Here is a 15,771-nt window from a genome sequence, read left to right as displayed (position 1 = left end):
CCCGCGCCAGGCGAACATTATTACCAAGGTTCATCCAGAAAAAGTGGCACACGCAAAGGCTCTATCGGCCCCTCGCGCTGGCCACACATTTCGTCGTGAACGACATGCTGTACCAACATGCAGGGTAACCGCGGCGCGTCACGCAGCAACTCACGCAAATGGGTGGTGGATCGCAAATGCAATGTTCGTCCGGAGTCGTCGAGCAACGTACGAAACCCGCGGTCCAGTCGCGCACGCAACACGTAGATACCGCCCTCCAGCGACCATAACTCCAGCTCGTGTACCCGGCCTTCGATGGCCAGCTCGATCAGGGTTTGCAGGTTCATGGCAGGCCTGCGCCCTGGCGCCGGAAAAACAGCGTGACCTGGCCCAACTCGACGCCAAACTTGCTCATGCTCGAGCGGTTGATCATCGTGTCTTCGTCCATCAAGTACATCCAGTCGTCAAAAGTCACTTCGTAAGTCGATCCGTCTACTGGCAGGTTCAATCGATAGCGCCAGCGCAGCGCGTTGCCGGCCACCTCTCCCCGCGCCTCGCCGATCACATCGTCGGCGCGACCGCGCCAGAGCCCCGGGCCATCGGCGGTCAGCGTCCATACGCGCCGTTGTCGGCTGCCATCACTGTAGAGAAAGCGCTCATCGAGAATCAGCCGTTCACCTTCACGGTGACTCAATATCTCAACCTCGAAACGCTTGATGACCTCGCCGGAACGTTTTTGATAGATGCCCCAGGCCTTGATTGGCTGACTGAAGAAGCGCACCAGATCCAGCTGCGGTTGCTGGTCGGCATAACGATCGACATTCACGTTCCCGCAACTGGTCAAACTCATCATTAAAAGCAGTACAACCATTAGCCGAGTCATGGTGTTTGCCCCCCTACGCGCGCGTTATTGAGCCCCAGCAGCTGTTGCCGCAACTCCGGATGCCGGGTGCGGGGATCGAGCCAGATGGCGAAGAAGTTTCGAGCGAACGATGAGTCGGCGACTTCATGGGTCAAGCGCCCGTCGACATAAAAGCGGCAACCCTTGCCGGGCAGGTAAAGCCCGGTGATTTGACTGCCTGGCCTGACGTCGACGAAGGACCGCCGCATGTCATCGCTCCAGCTGTCGAGCTGTACTGGGTCCAGGGATTTACCCGCGATTCGGCGCATCTCCTCCATGCTCGCTTGCACCAAGGTTTGCTTGCTGATCGCGCGGCGGTAATTCAGCTCAAGTGCCAGCGGCGTTTCCAGGCTGGGTTGCGAGGCCGCACTCCATAACCTGGCCTGGTAGAGATCGAACCCGTACCAGGAATAATCGGCTTGCCCCACCAGACGGGCGTCAGGCAGTACCGTGCGCCAGTCGCACAGAGCCTGGCTGGCGTAAAGCACCAAAACGCAGGCCATGAACCGGCTCAGGCTTTTCTTGAAGGCAAACGACCTTGCCATTGAAAAAACATCACTGGATTGCCGAAGGTCGCTCAATAGTTGTACATGAAGTATGATTTGTACAGCTTTTTTGAGTGGATTCGCGAGTTATGGCCTTTTATATCCACCCGTGCTTTGGCGATCTGTGCCTGCCTCGAATCCTTCAGCTAACGTGCTGTTATCGGATAAGGTAGCCTGCGCCCTAATAATGCGCAGTCGCGCTGCTGTAGAAGGAAATGTTAATGCTCGGACGTGAACGGCCGCAGCTAAAGAAAGAAAGTGCTGACGAATCCTTTCCCCCTCAGGTAGCGCGGGCCGGAGCTGCCCTGCGGCTCACCATCACTTTCATGCTGGTGGTGGTGATGGTGTTCCTGGCCGTTGAAGGCTGGAGAACATGGCGTGACTATCGCTCTGCCTTTGCCTCGGCCCGCGATTCGGTGACAAACCTGGCGCGAGCGACGGCCCAGCACGCCGAAGACACCATCCGGCAAGTGGACGTGGTGACCGCCGCACTCAGCGAGCGAGTGGAAGGCGATGGCCTGCAGAACATCGACATCCCGCGCATCCATAAACTGCTGGTGCAACAGTCGGCCATCATGCCGCAGTTGCACGGTTTGTTTATCTACGGCCCCGACGGGCAGTGGATAGTGACAGACAAGCAAACAACGCCAGACTCGGCGAACAATGCCGACCGCGACTACTTCCAGTATCACCGCACCCACGAGGACCGAAACGTGCGGATCGGCGAAGTGATCAGGAGCCGATCCACCAATGACCTGATCATCCCCATCTCCCGCCGCTTGAACAATCCTGACGGCTCGTTCGCCGGTGTGTTGCTGGGAACGGTCAAGGTCAGCTATTTCGTGGACTACTACGGCGACTTCAAGATCGACGACAAGGGAGCCCTGGTCCTGGCCCTTCGAGATGGCACGATTCTGGTCCGGCGGCCCTTCGTCGCCTCGGTGGTCGGCAAGAGCCTGGTCAATAGCGTGATCTTCCGTGACCACTTGCCCAACTCCAATCAGGGCGTCGCCGAGGCCAGGGCCGTCGTCGACGGCACTGAACGCATTTATGGCTACCGAGCCTTGACCACTTATCCGCTGGTGGTCGAGGCCGGATTGTCTCGCGAATCGATCATCACCCCCTGGCGTCACGATCTGCTCAAGACCGGCTTCGTACTGATATTCCTGATCGTGATACTCGTCGGCTTTGGGCTGATCGTGTTGAGCCAGTTGCGCTACAGAATGACCATGGAGAAACAGATTCGCAGCGCCCACCAAACCATGCGGGACATGGCACTGACCGACAGCCTGACCGGTTTGGGCAACCGCAGACGGCTGGACATTGCATTGGCCGATGAGATTCGCCGGGCCAGGCGTCAGCACGCCTCCTTGGCCTTGATCATGCTTGATGTCGATTACTTCAAACGCTACAACGACAAATACGGCCATGCTGCCGGGGACGACTGTCTGCGCGCGATCGCGGGGGCGATCCAGCAAGCGATCAAACGGCCCGGCGACCTGGCGGTGCGCTACGGGGGTGAAGAATTCACCATTTTGCTGCCCGACACCCACAGCGCGGGGGCCGCCACGATCGCACAAGAGATTCTGGAGTCCATCAGGGCGCTGAACATCGAACACGGCGACCATCCCTTGGGCCTGGTCACCGCCAGCGCGGGCATCACCACCTGCCGGCCAAGCACCGAGGACGTGACCCCGGCCATGCTGATCAAGGCCGCTGATGCGTTCTTGTATCTGGCAAAAAACACCGGGAGAAACCGCTGGTGCAGCCCTGATGCTTCGCCGGGATGACCCACGGGGCGAAGCCGCATATCGGTCATATCGCGCAAATCCAAGTCCACAGGTGCCGGCCGGGCGCCTGGCGGCTACAATGCGCGCTTCGACCGTGATCAGCCTGACTAAAAACAAATGTCCTTGCCCAAACATCATCTGGAATTGCTCAGCCCCGCCCGCGACGTGACCATCGCCCGCGAGGCCATCCTGCATGGCGCTGACGCCGTGTACATCGGTGGCCCGAGTTTCGGCGCGCGTCACAACGCCTGTAACGAGGTGAGTGATATCGCCCGGTTGGTGGAGTTCGCCCATCGCTACCACGCCCGGGTGTTCACCACGATCAACACCATCCTGCATGACAACGAACTGGAGCCGGCCCGCCAGTTGATCCACCAGTTGTACGATGCGGGTGTCGATGCGTTGATCGTCCAGGATCTAGGGGTGATGGAACTGGACATCCCGCCGATCGAACTGCACGCCAGCACCCAGACCGACATCCGTACCCTGGCACGGGCAAAGTTCCTTGATCAGGCCGGTTTCTCCCAACTGGTACTGGCGCGGGAGTTGAACCTGCAGGAAATCCGCGCCATCGCCGACGAAACCGACGCGGCCATCGAGTTCTTTATCCACGGCGCGCTGTGCGTGGCGTTTTCCGGCCAATGCAATATCTCCCACGCCCAGAACGGCCGCAGCGCCAACCGTGGTGATTGCTCCCAGGCCTGTCGCCTGCCCTACACCCTCAAGGATGATCAGGGCCGGGTGGTTGCCTATGAGAAGCACCTGCTGTCGATGAAGGACAACAACCAGAGCGCCAACATCCGCGCCCTGGTCGAAGCCGGTGTGCGTTCGTTCAAGATCGAAGGACGCTACAAGGACATGGGCTATGTGAAGAACATCACCGCCTACTACCGCCAGCGCCTGGACGATGTCCTCGAAGACCGTCCGGACCTGGCCCGCGCCTCCAGCGGTCGCACCGCGCACTTCTTCCTGCCCGACCCGGAGAAGACGTTCCACCGCGGCAGCACCGACTACTTCGTCAGCGAGCGCAAGATCGACATCGGCGCCTTCGATTCCCCGACCTTTACCGGCGTGCCGGTGGGCGTGGTGGAGAAAGTCGGCAAGCGCGACCTGCAAGTCGTGACCTTTGATCCGCTGTCCAACGGCGATGGCCTCAACGTGCTGGTCAAGCGTGAAGTGGTGGGTTTTCGCGCCAACATCGCCGAGCCCAAGGGCGAATTCGAGGAAGACGGCCAGAAGCGTTACCGCTACCGCGTCGAGCCCAATGAAATGCCGGCAGGGTTGCACACATTACGCCCCAACCACCCGCTGAGTCGTAACCTGGACCACAACTGGCAGCAAGCGCTGCTCAAGACCTCCGCCGAGCGCCGGGTGGGCGTTGCCTGGGTCGCACGCCTGCGTGAAGAGCGCCTGGAGCTGACTGCTACCAGCGAGGAAGGCGTCAGCGCCAGCGTCAGCCTGGACGGGCCATTCGGCCTGGCGAACAAGCCGGAGCAGGCGCTGGAGCAACTGCACGACCTGCTCGGCCAACTGGGCACCACCGAGTACCACGCCACCGCCATCGAGCTGGATGCGCCCCAGGCGTATTTCATTCCCAACTCGCAGCTCAAGGCGGTGCGCCGCGAAGTCATCGAAGCCCTGACCACCGCCCGTGTCGAGGCCCATCCCCGAGGGGGGCGCAAGGCCGAGACCAATCCACCGCCGGTGTACCCGGAGTCGCACCTGTCGTTCCTGGCCAACGTCTACAACCAGAAGGCCCGGGATTTTTATCATCGCCACGGTGTGAAACTGATCGATGCGGCGTTCGAAGCCCACGAAGAAACCGGTGAAGTACCGGTGATGATCACCAAGCACTGTCTGCGTTTCTCGTTCAACCTCTGTCCCAAGCAGGCCAAGGGCGTCACCGGCGTGCGCACCAAGGTTGCGCCGATGCAGTTGATCCATGGTGACGAGGTGCTGACGCTGAAGTTCGACTGCAAACCCTGCGAGATGCATGTGGTCGGCAAGATCAAGGGGCACATCCTCGACCTGCCGCTGCCGGGCAGCAGCGCGGAGCCCATCGTCGGTCACATCAGCCCGGAAGACCTGCTCAAGACGATCCCTCGCGCGCCGCATTAAGCAATCGCGAGCAGGCTCGCTCCCACAGGGATTGCAAAGTGGACACAAGATCGTGTGACCACCTCTAATCCCTTGTGGGAGCGGGCCTGCTCGCGATAGCAATGGATCGGCATGCATTAATGTTGATTACAAAACTCCCGGCAGGTCCTTCTCGGTGCTAGGTTGTAAGTGAGTGTTCCATCAATCAGTCACTTCTTTCCCACCGTCTGCAAAGGAATGCCTCTACCAATGAACTTATCCCTCAAGCACCTGGCCGTGAGCACCCTGCTGCTGTCCAGCCTGGCGTCGATCACCCCACCCGCCTTGGCCAACATCACTGCGCAACAGAGCTCGGCCCTCGTCAAAACCCTCGCTGACACCTCCGTCACCGACTTCAGGCAGTTCCTGGGAAACGTGGCCAGAAGCGAGTTGGCCGAAACCGCCAAGCTTGGCCCGGCCATCAGCACGTTCCTCGACAACAAACCCCTTACGGCTGAGCAGCAGAACGAAATTCATCGTCTGCTCGGCCTCTATGCACGGGTGAAATACGGCAACGCCGCTACCGAAACCCTGCGCGAACTGGTGGCGATCCCGACCTTTCGCAAGGACGGTGTTGCCCAGCACGAGAACCCCGAGTTCCTCAAGATCGCGGACAAGATCAAGCGCCTTGCCCTAGCCTTCAACCTGGACTTTCGCAACATCGACAACCGCGTCTACGAGATTTCACTGCATGGCAGTGGCGACGAAGTCGTGGGCATTCACGCCCATGCCGACGTCGTGCCGGTGACCCCGGAAAACTGGGTATTGAAAGACGGCACTCGTCTGGATCCGTTCAAGGTCACCTTGGTGGGCGACCGCATGTACGGCCGGGGCACCGAAGATGATAAGAACGGCATTGTCGTGGCGCTGTACGCCATGAAGATCATCAAGGAAGAAAAGCTGCCGCTGGCGAGGAATTTCAAACTGCTGGTAGATACCACCGAGGAAACCACCGGCGACGCCATCCCCTATTACTTCGAGCGCAACCCAACCCCCAACTACAACCTGGCGCTGGATGGCGGCTACCCGGTGGTGATTGCCGAAAAAGGCTATGGCACCGTCATGGCCAACTTCGCCCGGCGTGCGGCCCAGGGCAAAGGCGCTGAGATCACGGCGATGACCGGTGGCCTGGCCACCAATCAGATTCCGTCCACATCGGTCGCTACCTTCGTGGGCGATCAGCCTGCTGAACTGGCCGCGACGCTGCAAAAAGCCGCTTCCGCGTATGCCAAGGGCAATGGCGGCGACTTCCAGGTGACCACCGCGGTCGTCGGTAAGGACGTCAAACTGACCTTCACAGGCGTCTCCGCCCATTCCTCAGAACCAGAGTCCGGGGTCAACCCGGTGGCGAGGATGCTGGACTTCATCAACAGCCTCGAGGGCAAGGTCGCGCTCAAGCACAACCACATCACCGATGTCGCCCGCTATGCCGCCGACAACTGGGGCCTGGACTACCTGGGAAGCAAACTGGGGATTGGCTTTTCCGACGCCTTCATGGGGCCGCTGACCGCTTCCCTGACGTATGTCGGCATGGATGACAAAGCCTTCAAGCTGGCCGTCAATCTGCGCGTGCCGGTGGGCAAGCCGACGGAAGCGATCAAGGCTGAAATCACCGACAAACTGGCCGCCTGGAGCAAGAAGACGGAGGTCGCCGTGGCGTTCGATTATTCAATCGATGAGCCGATGTATCGCAACCCGGACGGTGAATGGGTCAAGGCACTGTTGGCCGTGGCCAGCGAAAACCTCGGCATGGAGCACAAGTACGGCACCTCCGCTGGCGCCACCTCGGTTCATGACTTGCCCAACGGCGTGCAGTTCGGCCTGGCCATGCCCGACGTCAAGTACACCGGGCATAACGACAACGAGTTCAAGACCGTCGAGCAGTTTTTGCTGGACCTGCAGATCGTGACCGAGATGATGGGGCGGATCGGGCAGTTGCCGAAGTTGTAAAACCTGTGAGGCGTATTTTATTCACTGTGGCGAGGGAGCTTGCTCCCGCTGGGCTGCGCAGCGGCCCCCAAGATTTTGAGGTTGCTGAGCTACCGAGCGGGAGCAAGCTCCCTCGCCACAGGTTCACTTCATTCCTTCGGGTGAGTGGCGCTTGGATCGATGACCTTGGCGCTAATGTCCACCAACTCCACCCCCCAATCACCATGCAGGTACCAATCCTCCCCGATCATTTCGGCCGGGTGCATGGTTCGATCCGCACCGTTGCCACACGCCAGGGCACTGGCCGGGCAATAACGGTCGCAGCCCCAGCAAATGCGCTCGGGATGTTTCGGACTGATTGGAAAAGGCTTTGCCATGACGCCCCCGTATAGCCGATGGGTGTGCCTGTACCCTAGCGTGTCAGGGCCGAAGTGCCCTTGATATCGATCAAGAACCACCGGCATGACGGTATCGGCGTTCCTGGCGGGTTAAATGCCCCGAAAATTGACAAGAATCATTATTATTCGCAGCAAAGCTTCCTAGACTCGGCCATCCCATAGTCCTCAGGAAGTCTTCCCATGCGTACCCTCGCTCCGCTGCCTCTCGCCCTGCTGTTTCTCGCCCCTCTGTCCCAGGCCAAGGAATACCCCATTGGCGAACCGCAAATGTGCCCGGGCCTGGAGGTCGGCGCGGTGTACCTGCAACCGATCGAAATGGCCCCGGCCGGCATGATGCGCCCAACCGCCGAGTCTGACGTTCACCTGGAGGCCGATATCAGGGCCACGGCCGACAACCAGCAAGGTTTCCAGGAAGGCAGCTTCGTGCCCTACCTCAACGTGTCGTTCCAACTGAAAAAACAAGGCAACGACACCCCGCTCAAGGGCGACTTCCACGCCATGGTGGCCAATGACGGGCCGCACTATGGCGACAACGTCAAGCTGCTGGGCCCCGGCAAATACCAATTGACCTTCACCGTCCTGCCGCCCGGCGGCCATGGCTCCCTCGGCCGTCATACCGACAAGGAAACCGGCGTGGCACCGTGGTTCGAGCGCTGTGAACTGCATTACGAATTCGTCTACGCCGGGATTGGCAAAAAAGGCGGGTATTGAAGATGCGTCGTTCAACGAGCCGAACAGCGCGACAGCTGGCCGGGTGGATGCTGGCCGGATTGCTGTTGCCTTCAATCGCCCATGCCCAACTGCTTACTTACGAGTTGAGCATGCGCGACGGCCATTTCACCCCGCCGCTGCTGGAAGTACCGGCCGGGCAGCGCTTCAAGATCGTGCTGAAAAACGTCGGCCAGGGTCCGGCGGAATTCGAGAGCACGCCCCTGCGGGTGGAAAAGGTCCTGTCGCCCGGCGTTACCACGTTTGTCGTCATTCACCCGCTGCGCCCCGGGCACTATCCGTTTTTCGATGAATTCAACCCGCAACTGCCCGAGGGCGGCATCCTCGCCCAGTAGTCGGCGAACAGGAGGTGTTTGCATGACTCAATCCATGTTTATTGTCTGGCGCGAAAGCGTCGAGGCGCTGTTGGTAATCGGCATACTCCAGGCCTGGGTCAGCCGGCAGCAACAGGCCGGTCGCTTGTTGCAGTTCGTGTGGGCTGGCGTGGCGCTGGGTTTGCTGTTGTCGGGCATCTTGGCCGGTCTGATTCTGTTGGCCGGCGAAGCCATGAGCGGCGCGGCCAATGAATGGTTCCAGGCGGCGTTGGCGCTGGTCGCCAGTCTGCTGATCGTGCAAATGGTCGGTTGGATGCACCGAAACGCCGGGACGTTGAAACAGGATCTGACGCGTCACGCCGACCATCGTTTCAGCCGCCAGGGTGGATGGGGGCTGATGGTGTTGGCGCTGCTGGCCGTCAGCCGCGAAGGCAGTGAAACCGTGGTCTTCCTGTATGGCGCCGGGGCACGTCTGCAAGGGGCGCCACTGGGCTTGTTCGCCGTGGGCGCGGTGGCCGGCCTGCTGCTGGCGCTGCTGACCATCGTCTTGCTGCACGGCAGTCGACGGTTCATCTCATGGCCGCGTTTCTTTGCCATCAGCGAAACCATTCTGTTGTTATTGGGGGCAGCGCTGCTGGTCAGCGGCATTGAGCGGATCAGCGGTCAGTTGCTGGCGATGGACTGGCCCGAAGTGGTCTACCAAGGCATCGGCGACGCGCTCTGGGACAGCAGCGCGGTATTGAATGACGGTCACGGCCTGGGTGGTTTCCTGGCGGATTTCACCGGCTATCGAGCCAGTCCCAGTGCCATGACCTTGCTGGTGTGGCTCGGCTATTGGCTGGGGGTTGCCGGCTGGCTGCGGCCACGCAAAGCGCAAACGCTGCCATGTCCGACTTGAACCTCTGGCTGCAACGTCTGGGCGACGGCATGCGGCGCCACGGCGCAACCATTCGCGCCGTGCAATGGGCGGTGGTGCTGGTCTATGCGGTACTGCTGGTGGTGCCGGCGCTGTTGCCATTGCCCAGCAGCCAGGCTCGGCTGTTGGACAACCTCACGCTGCTGGCGCAGTTTCTGTTCTGGGGCATCTGGTGGCCTTTCGTGTTGCTGTCGATTGTGCTGTTCGGTCGACTCTGGTGTGGCGTGCTGTGTCCTGAAGGTGCCTTGAGTGAATGGGCCAGCCAGTATGGCAAAGGCCTGGGCGTGCCACGCGGGGTGCGTTGGGCCGGCTGGCCGACCCTGGCGTTCTGCCTGACCACGATCTATGGGCAGTTGATCAGCGTCTATGACTATGCCCAGGCGGCGCTGTTGATCCTGGGGGGCTCGACGGTCGCAGCGGTGATCGTTGGCCTGCTGTTCGCCCGAGGCAAGCGCGTGTGGTGCCGCTACCTGTGTCCAGTCAGTGGCGTCTTTGCCCTGCTTGCTCGCCTGGCGCCGGTGCACTTCCAGGTGAACGAGCAACGCTGGCTGGAAAACCCCGCGCCGCGCCGCCCGCCTCCCAACTGCGCGCCATTGCTGGACATTCGCCGGATGCGCGGTGCCGCCGATTGCCACGCCTGTGGTCGCTGCAGCGGCCAGCGCGATGCGGTGCGCCTGATAGCCCGTTCCAGTAACGAGGAAATCCTTCACTCGAACGCAACCACCCTTTCGCCCTGGGACGCGCGCTTGTTGTTGTTCGGCGTCATTGGCCTGGCCATGGGGGCTTTTCAGTGGACCGTCAGCCCCTGGTTCATTGCCATGAAGCAGAGCCTGGCCCAATGGCTGGTCGCCCATGAGCTGTTCTGGCCATTGCAAGACAACGCCCCTTGGTGGTTGCTGACCCACTATCCGCAGCTCAATGACAGCTTCAGTTGGCTCGATGGCTTTTGCATCGTCGCTTATCTGGGCATGAGTGCCTTGCTGTTGGGCACGTCGCTGCTGCTGTTGATGCGCCTGGCGGCAAGACTCTCGGGCGATCCTGCACAGTATTGGCCCTTGGCCATCACCCTGACGCCCCTCGGCGGTGCAGGGTTGTTCCTCGGCTTGTCGGCCACCACCGTCAAACTGCTGCGCTATGAAGGGTTGTTGCTCGACTGGGTACAACCGGCTCGGGCCGCGCTGCTGGTCGCGGCAATCGCCTGGAGTCTGTGGCTGGGCTACAAGCGCCTGGAACATGCAGCCCGCAGGCCCCTCGCAATGGCCTGCCTGGTATTAGCCAATGGCCTGGTGGGTTATGGCTGGTGGTTGCAGTTCTGGGGATGGTGAACACGCAGTGCAAGCGTTGCTCCCACGGTGGATTTGTGTGGTTCACAACAGCTGACGCGGGGCTGGCCTAGACCTTGAACCGCGCCACGGTCTCATGCAGTGAGCCGGCCATCTGCGCCAGGTCCTGACCGGCGGTATCAGTATGCCGGGCCCCGAGCAATACCTGTTCGGACAGGTTGCGAATACCCACCAGGTTACGGTCCACTTCTCGGGCTACCAGCGCCTGTTCTTCGGTGGCGCTGGCGATCATCAGATTGCGCTCGTTGATCTGCGAGATCGAACGGGCGATTTCATCCAGGGCATCGCCGGAGCGGCGGGCCACTTGCAAAGTGGTCTGCACCAGTTCGCTGTTGCTTTGCATGGCGGTCACGGCGTGCTCGCTGTCCTGGCGGATGTTGCCGATCATCTCCTCGATTTCCCGAGTCGAATCCTGGGTGCGATGGGCCAGTGCCCGGACTTCGTCGGCCACCACGGCAAAACCACGCCCGGCATCGCCAGCGCGGGCTGCTTCAATGGCGGCGTTCAAGGCCAGCAGATTGGTTTGATCGGCAATGCCGCGGATCACGTCCAGCACCGAACTGATGTGCTCGACCCTGCCTGCCAACTGCTGGATGCGCCCCGAAGAGTCCGTCACCCCAAGCGCCAATGCGCTGATCGAAGCAACGGTCTCCTGAACCTGCTCACGACCGCGCTGGGCGGTTTGCTCGGATATCCGCGAGGCTTCGCTGGTACTCACCGCATTGCGCGCCACTTCGTCCACCGCCGCCGTCATCTGGTTCACGGCCGCCGCGGCCTGTTCGATTTCCTGGCCTTGCAGTTCCAGGGTGCTGTTGGTCTGACTGCTCACCGCACTCAGCTCTTCGGAGGAACTGGCCACCCGATCCACCGAAGCCGCAATGTGCCGGACCATGCTGTTGAGGCTCTGCTGCATGTCATGCATGTTGCTCATTACGCTGTCGTTTGCACTCCCGGCGTCCAGCGGCACGCGGATCGTCAAGTCGCCTTGGGCAATCTGGCTCAGCACCCGCGCCGCATCATCGGGCTCGCCACCCAGCGGACGGGTCACGCTGCGGGTCACCAGGACCGCAACGGTACTGACCAGGGCCAGGCAGGCCAGCACCAGTGTCAGCATGTTGCGCCGCGCGTCGCTGTAGCGCGCCTGGGCCAGCTGTTCACGCTCGACAAACAACCGGCCCTGCATCGCCATCAGCCCTTCCAGGCTTTTGTAGACCTCAAGCTCGGCCGGCATCACGCCCTGCTTGAGTTGCGTCATCGCGTCGTCCGTGGCTCCCTGGCGAATCAACGCCTGCACCTGAACGAACGCGGCCACGTACGCCTCACGGTGCTTCTTCAGTGCCGCATACGCCGCTTTGCCTTCCGGCTGGTCGAACAGCGGCTCCAGCGTGGTAAAGGCCTGGGTAATACGTTGCCGGGTCATGTCGATCGATTGCTGGACCTGCGCGTTGTTCTTGTCGATCAACAGGTCCCGGGTGTTCCTGGCGTTATCGCGCACACCCGTGGCGATCACCATGATCGGGTCGATCTTCGGCCAATCCTGTCTGACGATTTGCACCGCCTGGTCGCGCAGCGTGGCCAGGTCGTTCAAGGCGTATAACGCCAGGGCGATCAACGCCAGTGGAGCGATGGCAAAACCGATCACGATACGGTGGGCAGTGGTGAGTCTGGTCATATCAAATGCTCCCTGTTCAACTACCTGCCGATTGGCAGCGCATTTGAAAACCATAAAAAAAGCCATAAAAAAGAGCGGCCCGGCGATCCCGAACCGCTGTCGGTCGTTCATCCCCGGGGACGGTCAACTGCGTAAAACGAACGAGGGAAACAACTCGCGCATGGCGGCCCACAACTCCGGCTGCAAGGCCTGTGCCGAAACACTGGAAAGATGGGGGTCGAGCATCCGGGCCGTGCGCACCAGTTGCACAGCGAAACGCGTGACGCCCTGCTCGCTCAGGCGGCGAGCCAGGGTCAACAACCGTTCGGGATCGAACAAATGCCAATGCACGGTGGTCCGGCATTCATAATCCACGCCGCTGGCCAGCAGATAGTCGAGGCTGCGCCAGTTGGCGGCACCGCTGCCATGAACCCGAGTCACGTCCAGGGCGTCTTCGGGCAAGGCCTTGATGTCGAAGCCAACCCAGTCGGCTTGCCCGACCACTTTGGCGAAGGCCGCCGGTTTGATGCCGGCGCTGTGCAGGCCGATGCGAAAACCCATCTGCCGCACTTGCTCCATGGCTGGCGCCAGGCCGTCCTGCAGGGTCGGCTCACCACCGCTGAACACCACGGCGTCAAGCAGATCCTGGCGACGTTGCAAAAATGCCAACACCCGACACCAATCCACCTCTTCGCTGCCGCGCGGCGGGATCAGTTGCGGGTTGTGGCAATAACGACAACGCCAGGCGCAGCCCTGGCAAAACAGTACGCAAGCCAGTTGGCCCGGATAATCGAGGGTGGTCAGGGGCACCATGCCCCCAACCCGTAGCGCTCGACTCATGGACGCCCGGCCGCGCTTTCAGTGAAGTGAACCCGTTCGCGATGCTCGGACTGTTTGCCTGGGTTGAAGGCCGCCACCGGACGGTGATAACCCATCACGCGGGTCCAGACTTCGCAACGTTGACGCTGTGCCTGCGGAAGAGATTGTGATGCGTTCATGGATGAAGCTCCTTGCGGTCGATGGATCGGATCAGTGAACGCTGCCTGCCAACTGCTGTTGCAACAGCAAGGCCTCGTCGCATTTGGGGCAAAACTCATGTTCCCCGGCCAGGTAGCCGTGAACCGGGCAGATGGAAAACGTCGGCGTGATGGTCAGGTACGGCAGCCGGAAGCGTCCCAGGGCCTTGCGCACCAGCTGCTTGCAGGCCTGTGTGGAGGAAATCTGCTCGGCCATGTACAGGTGCAGCACGGTGCCGCCGGTGTATTTGCATTGCAGTTCGTCTTGCAGCTCCAAGGCTTCGAACGGATCGTCGGTGAAGCCCACCGGCAACTGCGACGAGTTGGTGTAATACGGGGCGATCGGGCTGCCGGCCTGCAAGATATCGGGGTAACGCTTGAGGTCTTCCTTGGCGAAACGGTAGGTGGTGCCCTCGGCAGGGGTGGCTTCCAGGTTGTAGAGGTGGCCGGTTTCTTCCTGAAAGCGCAGCAGCGTGGCGCGCACGTGATCCAGCAGTTTCAGGGCGAATGCCCGGCCTTGCTCGGTATGCAGGCCTTGCTGGTCATCGGTGAAATTGCGCAGCATTTCGTGCAGGCCGTTAACGCCGATGGTGGAGAAGTGATTACGCAGGGTGCCCAGGTAGCGCTTGGTGTACGGGTACAGCCCGGCGTCCATGTGGTGCTGGATGACCTTGCGCTTGACCTCCAGGCTTTCCTTCGCCAGTTCCATCAGCGTATCGATGCGTTGCAGCAATGCGCTGGTATCGCCTTTGTACAGGTAGCCCAGGCGTGCGCAGTTGATCGTCACCACACCTAGTGAGCCGGTCTGTTCCGCCGAGCCGAACAGGCCTCCTCCGCGCTTGAGCAACTCGCGCACATCCAGTTGCAGGCGGCAGCACATCGAGCGCACCTGGTTGGGTTGCATGTCCGAGTTGAGGAAGTTCTGGAAATACGGCAGACCGTAGCGGGCGGTCATCTCGAACAAGCGGTCGGCGTTCTCGCTGTCCCACGGGAAGTCATGGGTGATGTTGTAGGTCGGGATCGGGAAAGTGAACACCCGGCCCTTTGCATCACCGGCCTGCATCACCTCGATGTAGGCGCGATTGATCAATTCCATTTCCACTTGCAGATCACCGTAGGCGAACGGCATCTCCTCGCCACCGATCACCGGAATCTGTTCGCGCAAATCCTCCGGGCAGACCCAGTCGAACGTAAGGTTGGTAAAAGGTGTTTGCGTGCCCCAGCGTGACGGGACGTTGAGGTTGTAGATGAACTCCTGCAACGACTGGCGGACCTCGTCGTAGCTGAGTCTGTCCTTGCGTACATACGGCGCCAGGTAGGTGTCGAACGAGCTGAACGCCTGGGCACCGGCCCATTCGTTTTGCAGCGTGCCGAGGAAATTCACCATCTGCCCCAAGGCGCTGCTCAAATGTTTGGGCGGCCCGGCTTCGACCCGTCCCGGCACCCCATTGAGGCCTTCGTGCAACAGCGTGCGCAGCGACCAGCCGGCGCAGTAGCCGGCGAGCATGTCGAGGTCGTGGATATGCAGGTCGGCCTCGCGGTGCGCTTGGCCGATGGCCTGGCTGTAGACCTCGTCGAGCCAATAGTTGGCGGTGACCTTGCCCGATACGTTGAGGATCAGCCCACCGAGGGAGTAACCCTGGTTGGCATTGGCCTGTACGCGCCAGTCTTCGCGGTCCAGGTATTCGTTCATCGAGGTGGCAACTTCCACCAGGGTGCGACGATCCCGGCGCAGGCGTCCATGTTGCTCGCGGTAGACGATATAGGCACGCATGGCCAGAAAGAAACCGGCGTCCATCAGTACTCGCTCGACACGGTCCTGGATCTGCTCGACGCTCAAGCGCGTCTGTCCTTCCAATCGCGTCAGCACCGCTTCCAGCAACCCTTCAGCCTCCCCCTCAGCGTATTCGCCGGTGGCCTTGCCGGCGGCGATCAGCGCCTGGCGGATCTTGTCCGCGTCGAAGGCAACCACACTGCCATCGCGCTTGTGCAAGCGGTTACAGCCTACTGAGATCAACGTGCTCTGCATTTTGGCTCCAGACACTACATATAGATAATTAACAATCTTCAAACACAATATGCAGTGGAGAGTACGACCAAAAGTGAGGGTTGCAATTGATCGAT

General features: G+C 60.9%; 15 protein-coding genes. 7 read left to right on the top strand and 8 right to left on the bottom strand.

Annotation, left to right across the window (positions count from 1 at the left end; genetic code table 11):
* Window positions 1-20: 20 nt before the first annotated feature.
* The 3 genes from BW979_RS16700 to BW979_RS16690 are packed head-to-tail and all read right to left on the bottom strand — an operon-like array spanning window position 21 to window position 1,425.
* Window positions 21-326, bottom strand: a complete 306-nt coding sequence (locus BW979_RS16700) for a DUF6482 family protein (RefSeq protein WP_047229154.1) — start codon at window positions 324-326, stop codon at window positions 21-23.
* The gene (locus BW979_RS16695) at window positions 323-862 is read right to left on the bottom strand and encodes a DUF3833 domain-containing protein (RefSeq protein ID WP_076384543.1); all 540 of its coding nucleotides are present in this window, start codon (window positions 860-862) and stop codon (window positions 323-325) included. The genes BW979_RS16700 and BW979_RS16695 overlap by 4 nt, the downstream gene beginning before the upstream one ends.
* Window positions 859-1,425 (bottom strand): chalcone isomerase family protein, encoded by a 567-nt coding sequence (locus tag BW979_RS16690; RefSeq protein ID WP_076384541.1) that lies wholly within the window; start codon window positions 1,423-1,425, stop codon window positions 859-861. Before BW979_RS16690 ends, BW979_RS16695 begins: the two co-directional genes overlap by 4 nt.
* Window positions 1,426-1,646: 221 nt before the next feature.
* Between BW979_RS16690 and BW979_RS16685 the strand changes: the two genes are divergently transcribed.
* The 3 genes from BW979_RS16685 (at window position 1,647) to BW979_RS16675 (ending at window position 7,301) form a co-directional block, all read left to right on the top strand.
* The gene (locus BW979_RS16685) at window positions 1,647-3,215 is read left to right on the top strand and encodes a sensor domain-containing diguanylate cyclase (protein ID WP_076384539.1); all 1,569 of its coding nucleotides are present in this window, start codon (window positions 1,647-1,649) and stop codon (window positions 3,213-3,215) included.
* 117 nt (window positions 3,216-3,332) lie between these two features.
* Window positions 3,333-5,333 (top strand): peptidase U32 family protein, encoded by a 2,001-nt coding sequence (locus tag BW979_RS16680; RefSeq protein ID WP_076384537.1) that lies wholly within the window; start codon window positions 3,333-3,335, stop codon window positions 5,331-5,333.
* A 228-nt stretch (window positions 5,334-5,561) separates the two neighbouring features.
* Window positions 5,562-7,301 carry a dipeptidase gene (locus BW979_RS16675; protein WP_076384535.1) on the top strand — a complete coding sequence of 580 codons (1,740 nt, stop codon included), beginning with the start codon at window positions 5,562-5,564 and terminating at the stop codon, window positions 7,299-7,301.
* 128 nt (window positions 7,302-7,429) lie between these two features.
* Here BW979_RS16675 and BW979_RS16670 read toward each other — a convergent pair whose 3' ends face one another.
* Window positions 7,430-7,657 (bottom strand): DUF3079 domain-containing protein, encoded by a 228-nt coding sequence (locus BW979_RS16670; protein ID WP_076384533.1) that lies wholly within the window; start codon window positions 7,655-7,657, stop codon window positions 7,430-7,432.
* A 201-nt stretch (window positions 7,658-7,858) separates the two neighbouring features.
* Here BW979_RS16670 and BW979_RS16665 point away from each other — a divergent pair, with 201 nt between their 5' ends.
* The 4 genes from BW979_RS16665 to BW979_RS16650 are packed head-to-tail and all read left to right on the top strand — an operon-like array spanning window position 7,859 to window position 10,962.
* Window positions 7,859-8,389: an iron transporter gene (locus tag BW979_RS16665; RefSeq protein ID WP_076384531.1), complete on the top strand. Its 531-nt coding sequence runs from the start codon at window positions 7,859-7,861 to the stop codon at window positions 8,387-8,389.
* 2 nt (window positions 8,390-8,391) lie between these two features.
* On the top strand, window positions 8,392-8,742 hold the full coding sequence (locus BW979_RS16660) for a cupredoxin domain-containing protein (protein WP_076384529.1): 351 nt from the start codon (window positions 8,392-8,394) through the stop codon (window positions 8,740-8,742).
* Window positions 8,743-8,764: 22 nt separating this feature from the next.
* Complete coding sequence (locus BW979_RS16655) at window positions 8,765-9,619, top strand: FTR1 family iron permease (RefSeq protein WP_076384527.1); 855 nt, start codon at window positions 8,765-8,767, stop codon at window positions 9,617-9,619.
* Window positions 9,607-10,962, top strand: a complete 1,356-nt coding sequence (locus tag BW979_RS16650; protein WP_076384525.1) for a 4Fe-4S binding protein — start codon at window positions 9,607-9,609, stop codon at window positions 10,960-10,962. The genes BW979_RS16655 and BW979_RS16650 overlap by 13 nt, the downstream gene beginning before the upstream one ends.
* 67 nt (window positions 10,963-11,029) lie before the next feature.
* On the opposite strand, the gene BW979_RS16645 is transcribed toward BW979_RS16650, so the two are convergent.
* The 4 genes from BW979_RS16645 to BW979_RS16630 all read right to left on the bottom strand — a co-directional run bounded on the left by BW979_RS16645 (window position 11,030) and on the right by BW979_RS16630 (window position 15,676).
* The gene (locus BW979_RS16645) at window positions 11,030-12,652 is read right to left on the bottom strand and encodes a methyl-accepting chemotaxis protein (RefSeq protein ID WP_076384523.1); all 1,623 of its coding nucleotides are present in this window, start codon (window positions 12,650-12,652) and stop codon (window positions 11,030-11,032) included.
* Between the two features lie 123 nt (window positions 12,653-12,775).
* Window positions 12,776-13,471 (bottom strand): anaerobic ribonucleoside-triphosphate reductase activating protein, encoded by a 696-nt coding sequence (locus tag BW979_RS16640; protein WP_047229165.1) that lies wholly within the window; start codon window positions 13,469-13,471, stop codon window positions 12,776-12,778.
* Window positions 13,468-13,629 carry an anaerobic ribonucleoside-triphosphate reductase gene (gene nrdD, locus BW979_RS16635; protein ID WP_003182303.1) on the bottom strand — a complete coding sequence of 54 codons (162 nt, stop codon included), beginning with the start codon at window positions 13,627-13,629 and terminating at the stop codon, window positions 13,468-13,470. Before nrdD ends, BW979_RS16640 begins: the two co-directional genes overlap by 4 nt.
* Before the next feature lie 31 nt (window positions 13,630-13,660).
* The gene (locus BW979_RS16630) at window positions 13,661-15,676 is read right to left on the bottom strand and encodes a ribonucleoside triphosphate reductase (protein ID WP_047229166.1); all 2,016 of its coding nucleotides are present in this window, start codon (window positions 15,674-15,676) and stop codon (window positions 13,661-13,663) included.
* Window positions 15,677-15,771 lie beyond the last annotated feature (95 nt).

The sequence above is a fragment of the Pseudomonas sp. A214 genome (assembly GCF_900156295.1).
Taxonomy (GTDB): Bacteria; Pseudomonadota; Gammaproteobacteria; order Pseudomonadales; family Pseudomonadaceae; genus Aquipseudomonas; species Aquipseudomonas rhizophila.
This window is presented reverse-complemented; position numbering and strand designations above follow the sequence as displayed.

Coding starts and splice junctions, on each gene's coding strand:
- BW979_RS16675 (WP_076384535.1), top strand. CDS start 5,562: ATGAACTTATCCCTCAAGCACCTGGCCGTGAGCACCCTGCTGCTGTCC.
- BW979_RS16670 (WP_076384533.1), bottom strand. CDS start 7,657: ATGGCAAAGCCTTTTCCAATCAGTCCGAAACATCCCGAGCGCATTTGC.
- BW979_RS16685 (WP_076384539.1), top strand. CDS start 1,647: ATGCTCGGACGTGAACGGCCGCAGCTAAAGAAAGAAAGTGCTGACGAA.
- BW979_RS16630 (WP_047229166.1), bottom strand. CDS start 15,676: ATGCAGAGCACGTTGATCTCAGTAGGCTGTAACCGCTTGCACAAGCGC.
- BW979_RS16650 (WP_076384525.1), top strand. CDS start 9,607: ATGTCCGACTTGAACCTCTGGCTGCAACGTCTGGGCGACGGCATGCGG.
- BW979_RS16660 (WP_076384529.1), top strand. CDS start 8,392: ATGCGTCGTTCAACGAGCCGAACAGCGCGACAGCTGGCCGGGTGGATG.
- BW979_RS16640 (WP_047229165.1), bottom strand. CDS start 13,471: ATGAGTCGAGCGCTACGGGTTGGGGGCATGGTGCCCCTGACCACCCTC.
- nrdD (WP_003182303.1), bottom strand. CDS start 13,629: ATGAACGCATCACAATCTCTTCCGCAGGCACAGCGTCAACGTTGCGAA.
- BW979_RS16680 (WP_076384537.1), top strand. CDS start 3,333: ATGTCCTTGCCCAAACATCATCTGGAATTGCTCAGCCCCGCCCGCGAC.
- BW979_RS16690 (WP_076384541.1), bottom strand. CDS start 1,425: ATGGCAAGGTCGTTTGCCTTCAAGAAAAGCCTGAGCCGGTTCATGGCC.
- BW979_RS16645 (WP_076384523.1), bottom strand. CDS start 12,652: ATGACCAGACTCACCACTGCCCACCGTATCGTGATCGGTTTTGCCATC.
- BW979_RS16695 (WP_076384543.1), bottom strand. CDS start 862: ATGACTCGGCTAATGGTTGTACTGCTTTTAATGATGAGTTTGACCAGT.
- BW979_RS16700 (WP_047229154.1), bottom strand. CDS start 326: ATGAACCTGCAAACCCTGATCGAGCTGGCCATCGAAGGCCGGGTACAC.
- BW979_RS16665 (WP_076384531.1), top strand. CDS start 7,859: ATGCGTACCCTCGCTCCGCTGCCTCTCGCCCTGCTGTTTCTCGCCCCT.
- BW979_RS16655 (WP_076384527.1), top strand. CDS start 8,765: ATGACTCAATCCATGTTTATTGTCTGGCGCGAAAGCGTCGAGGCGCTG.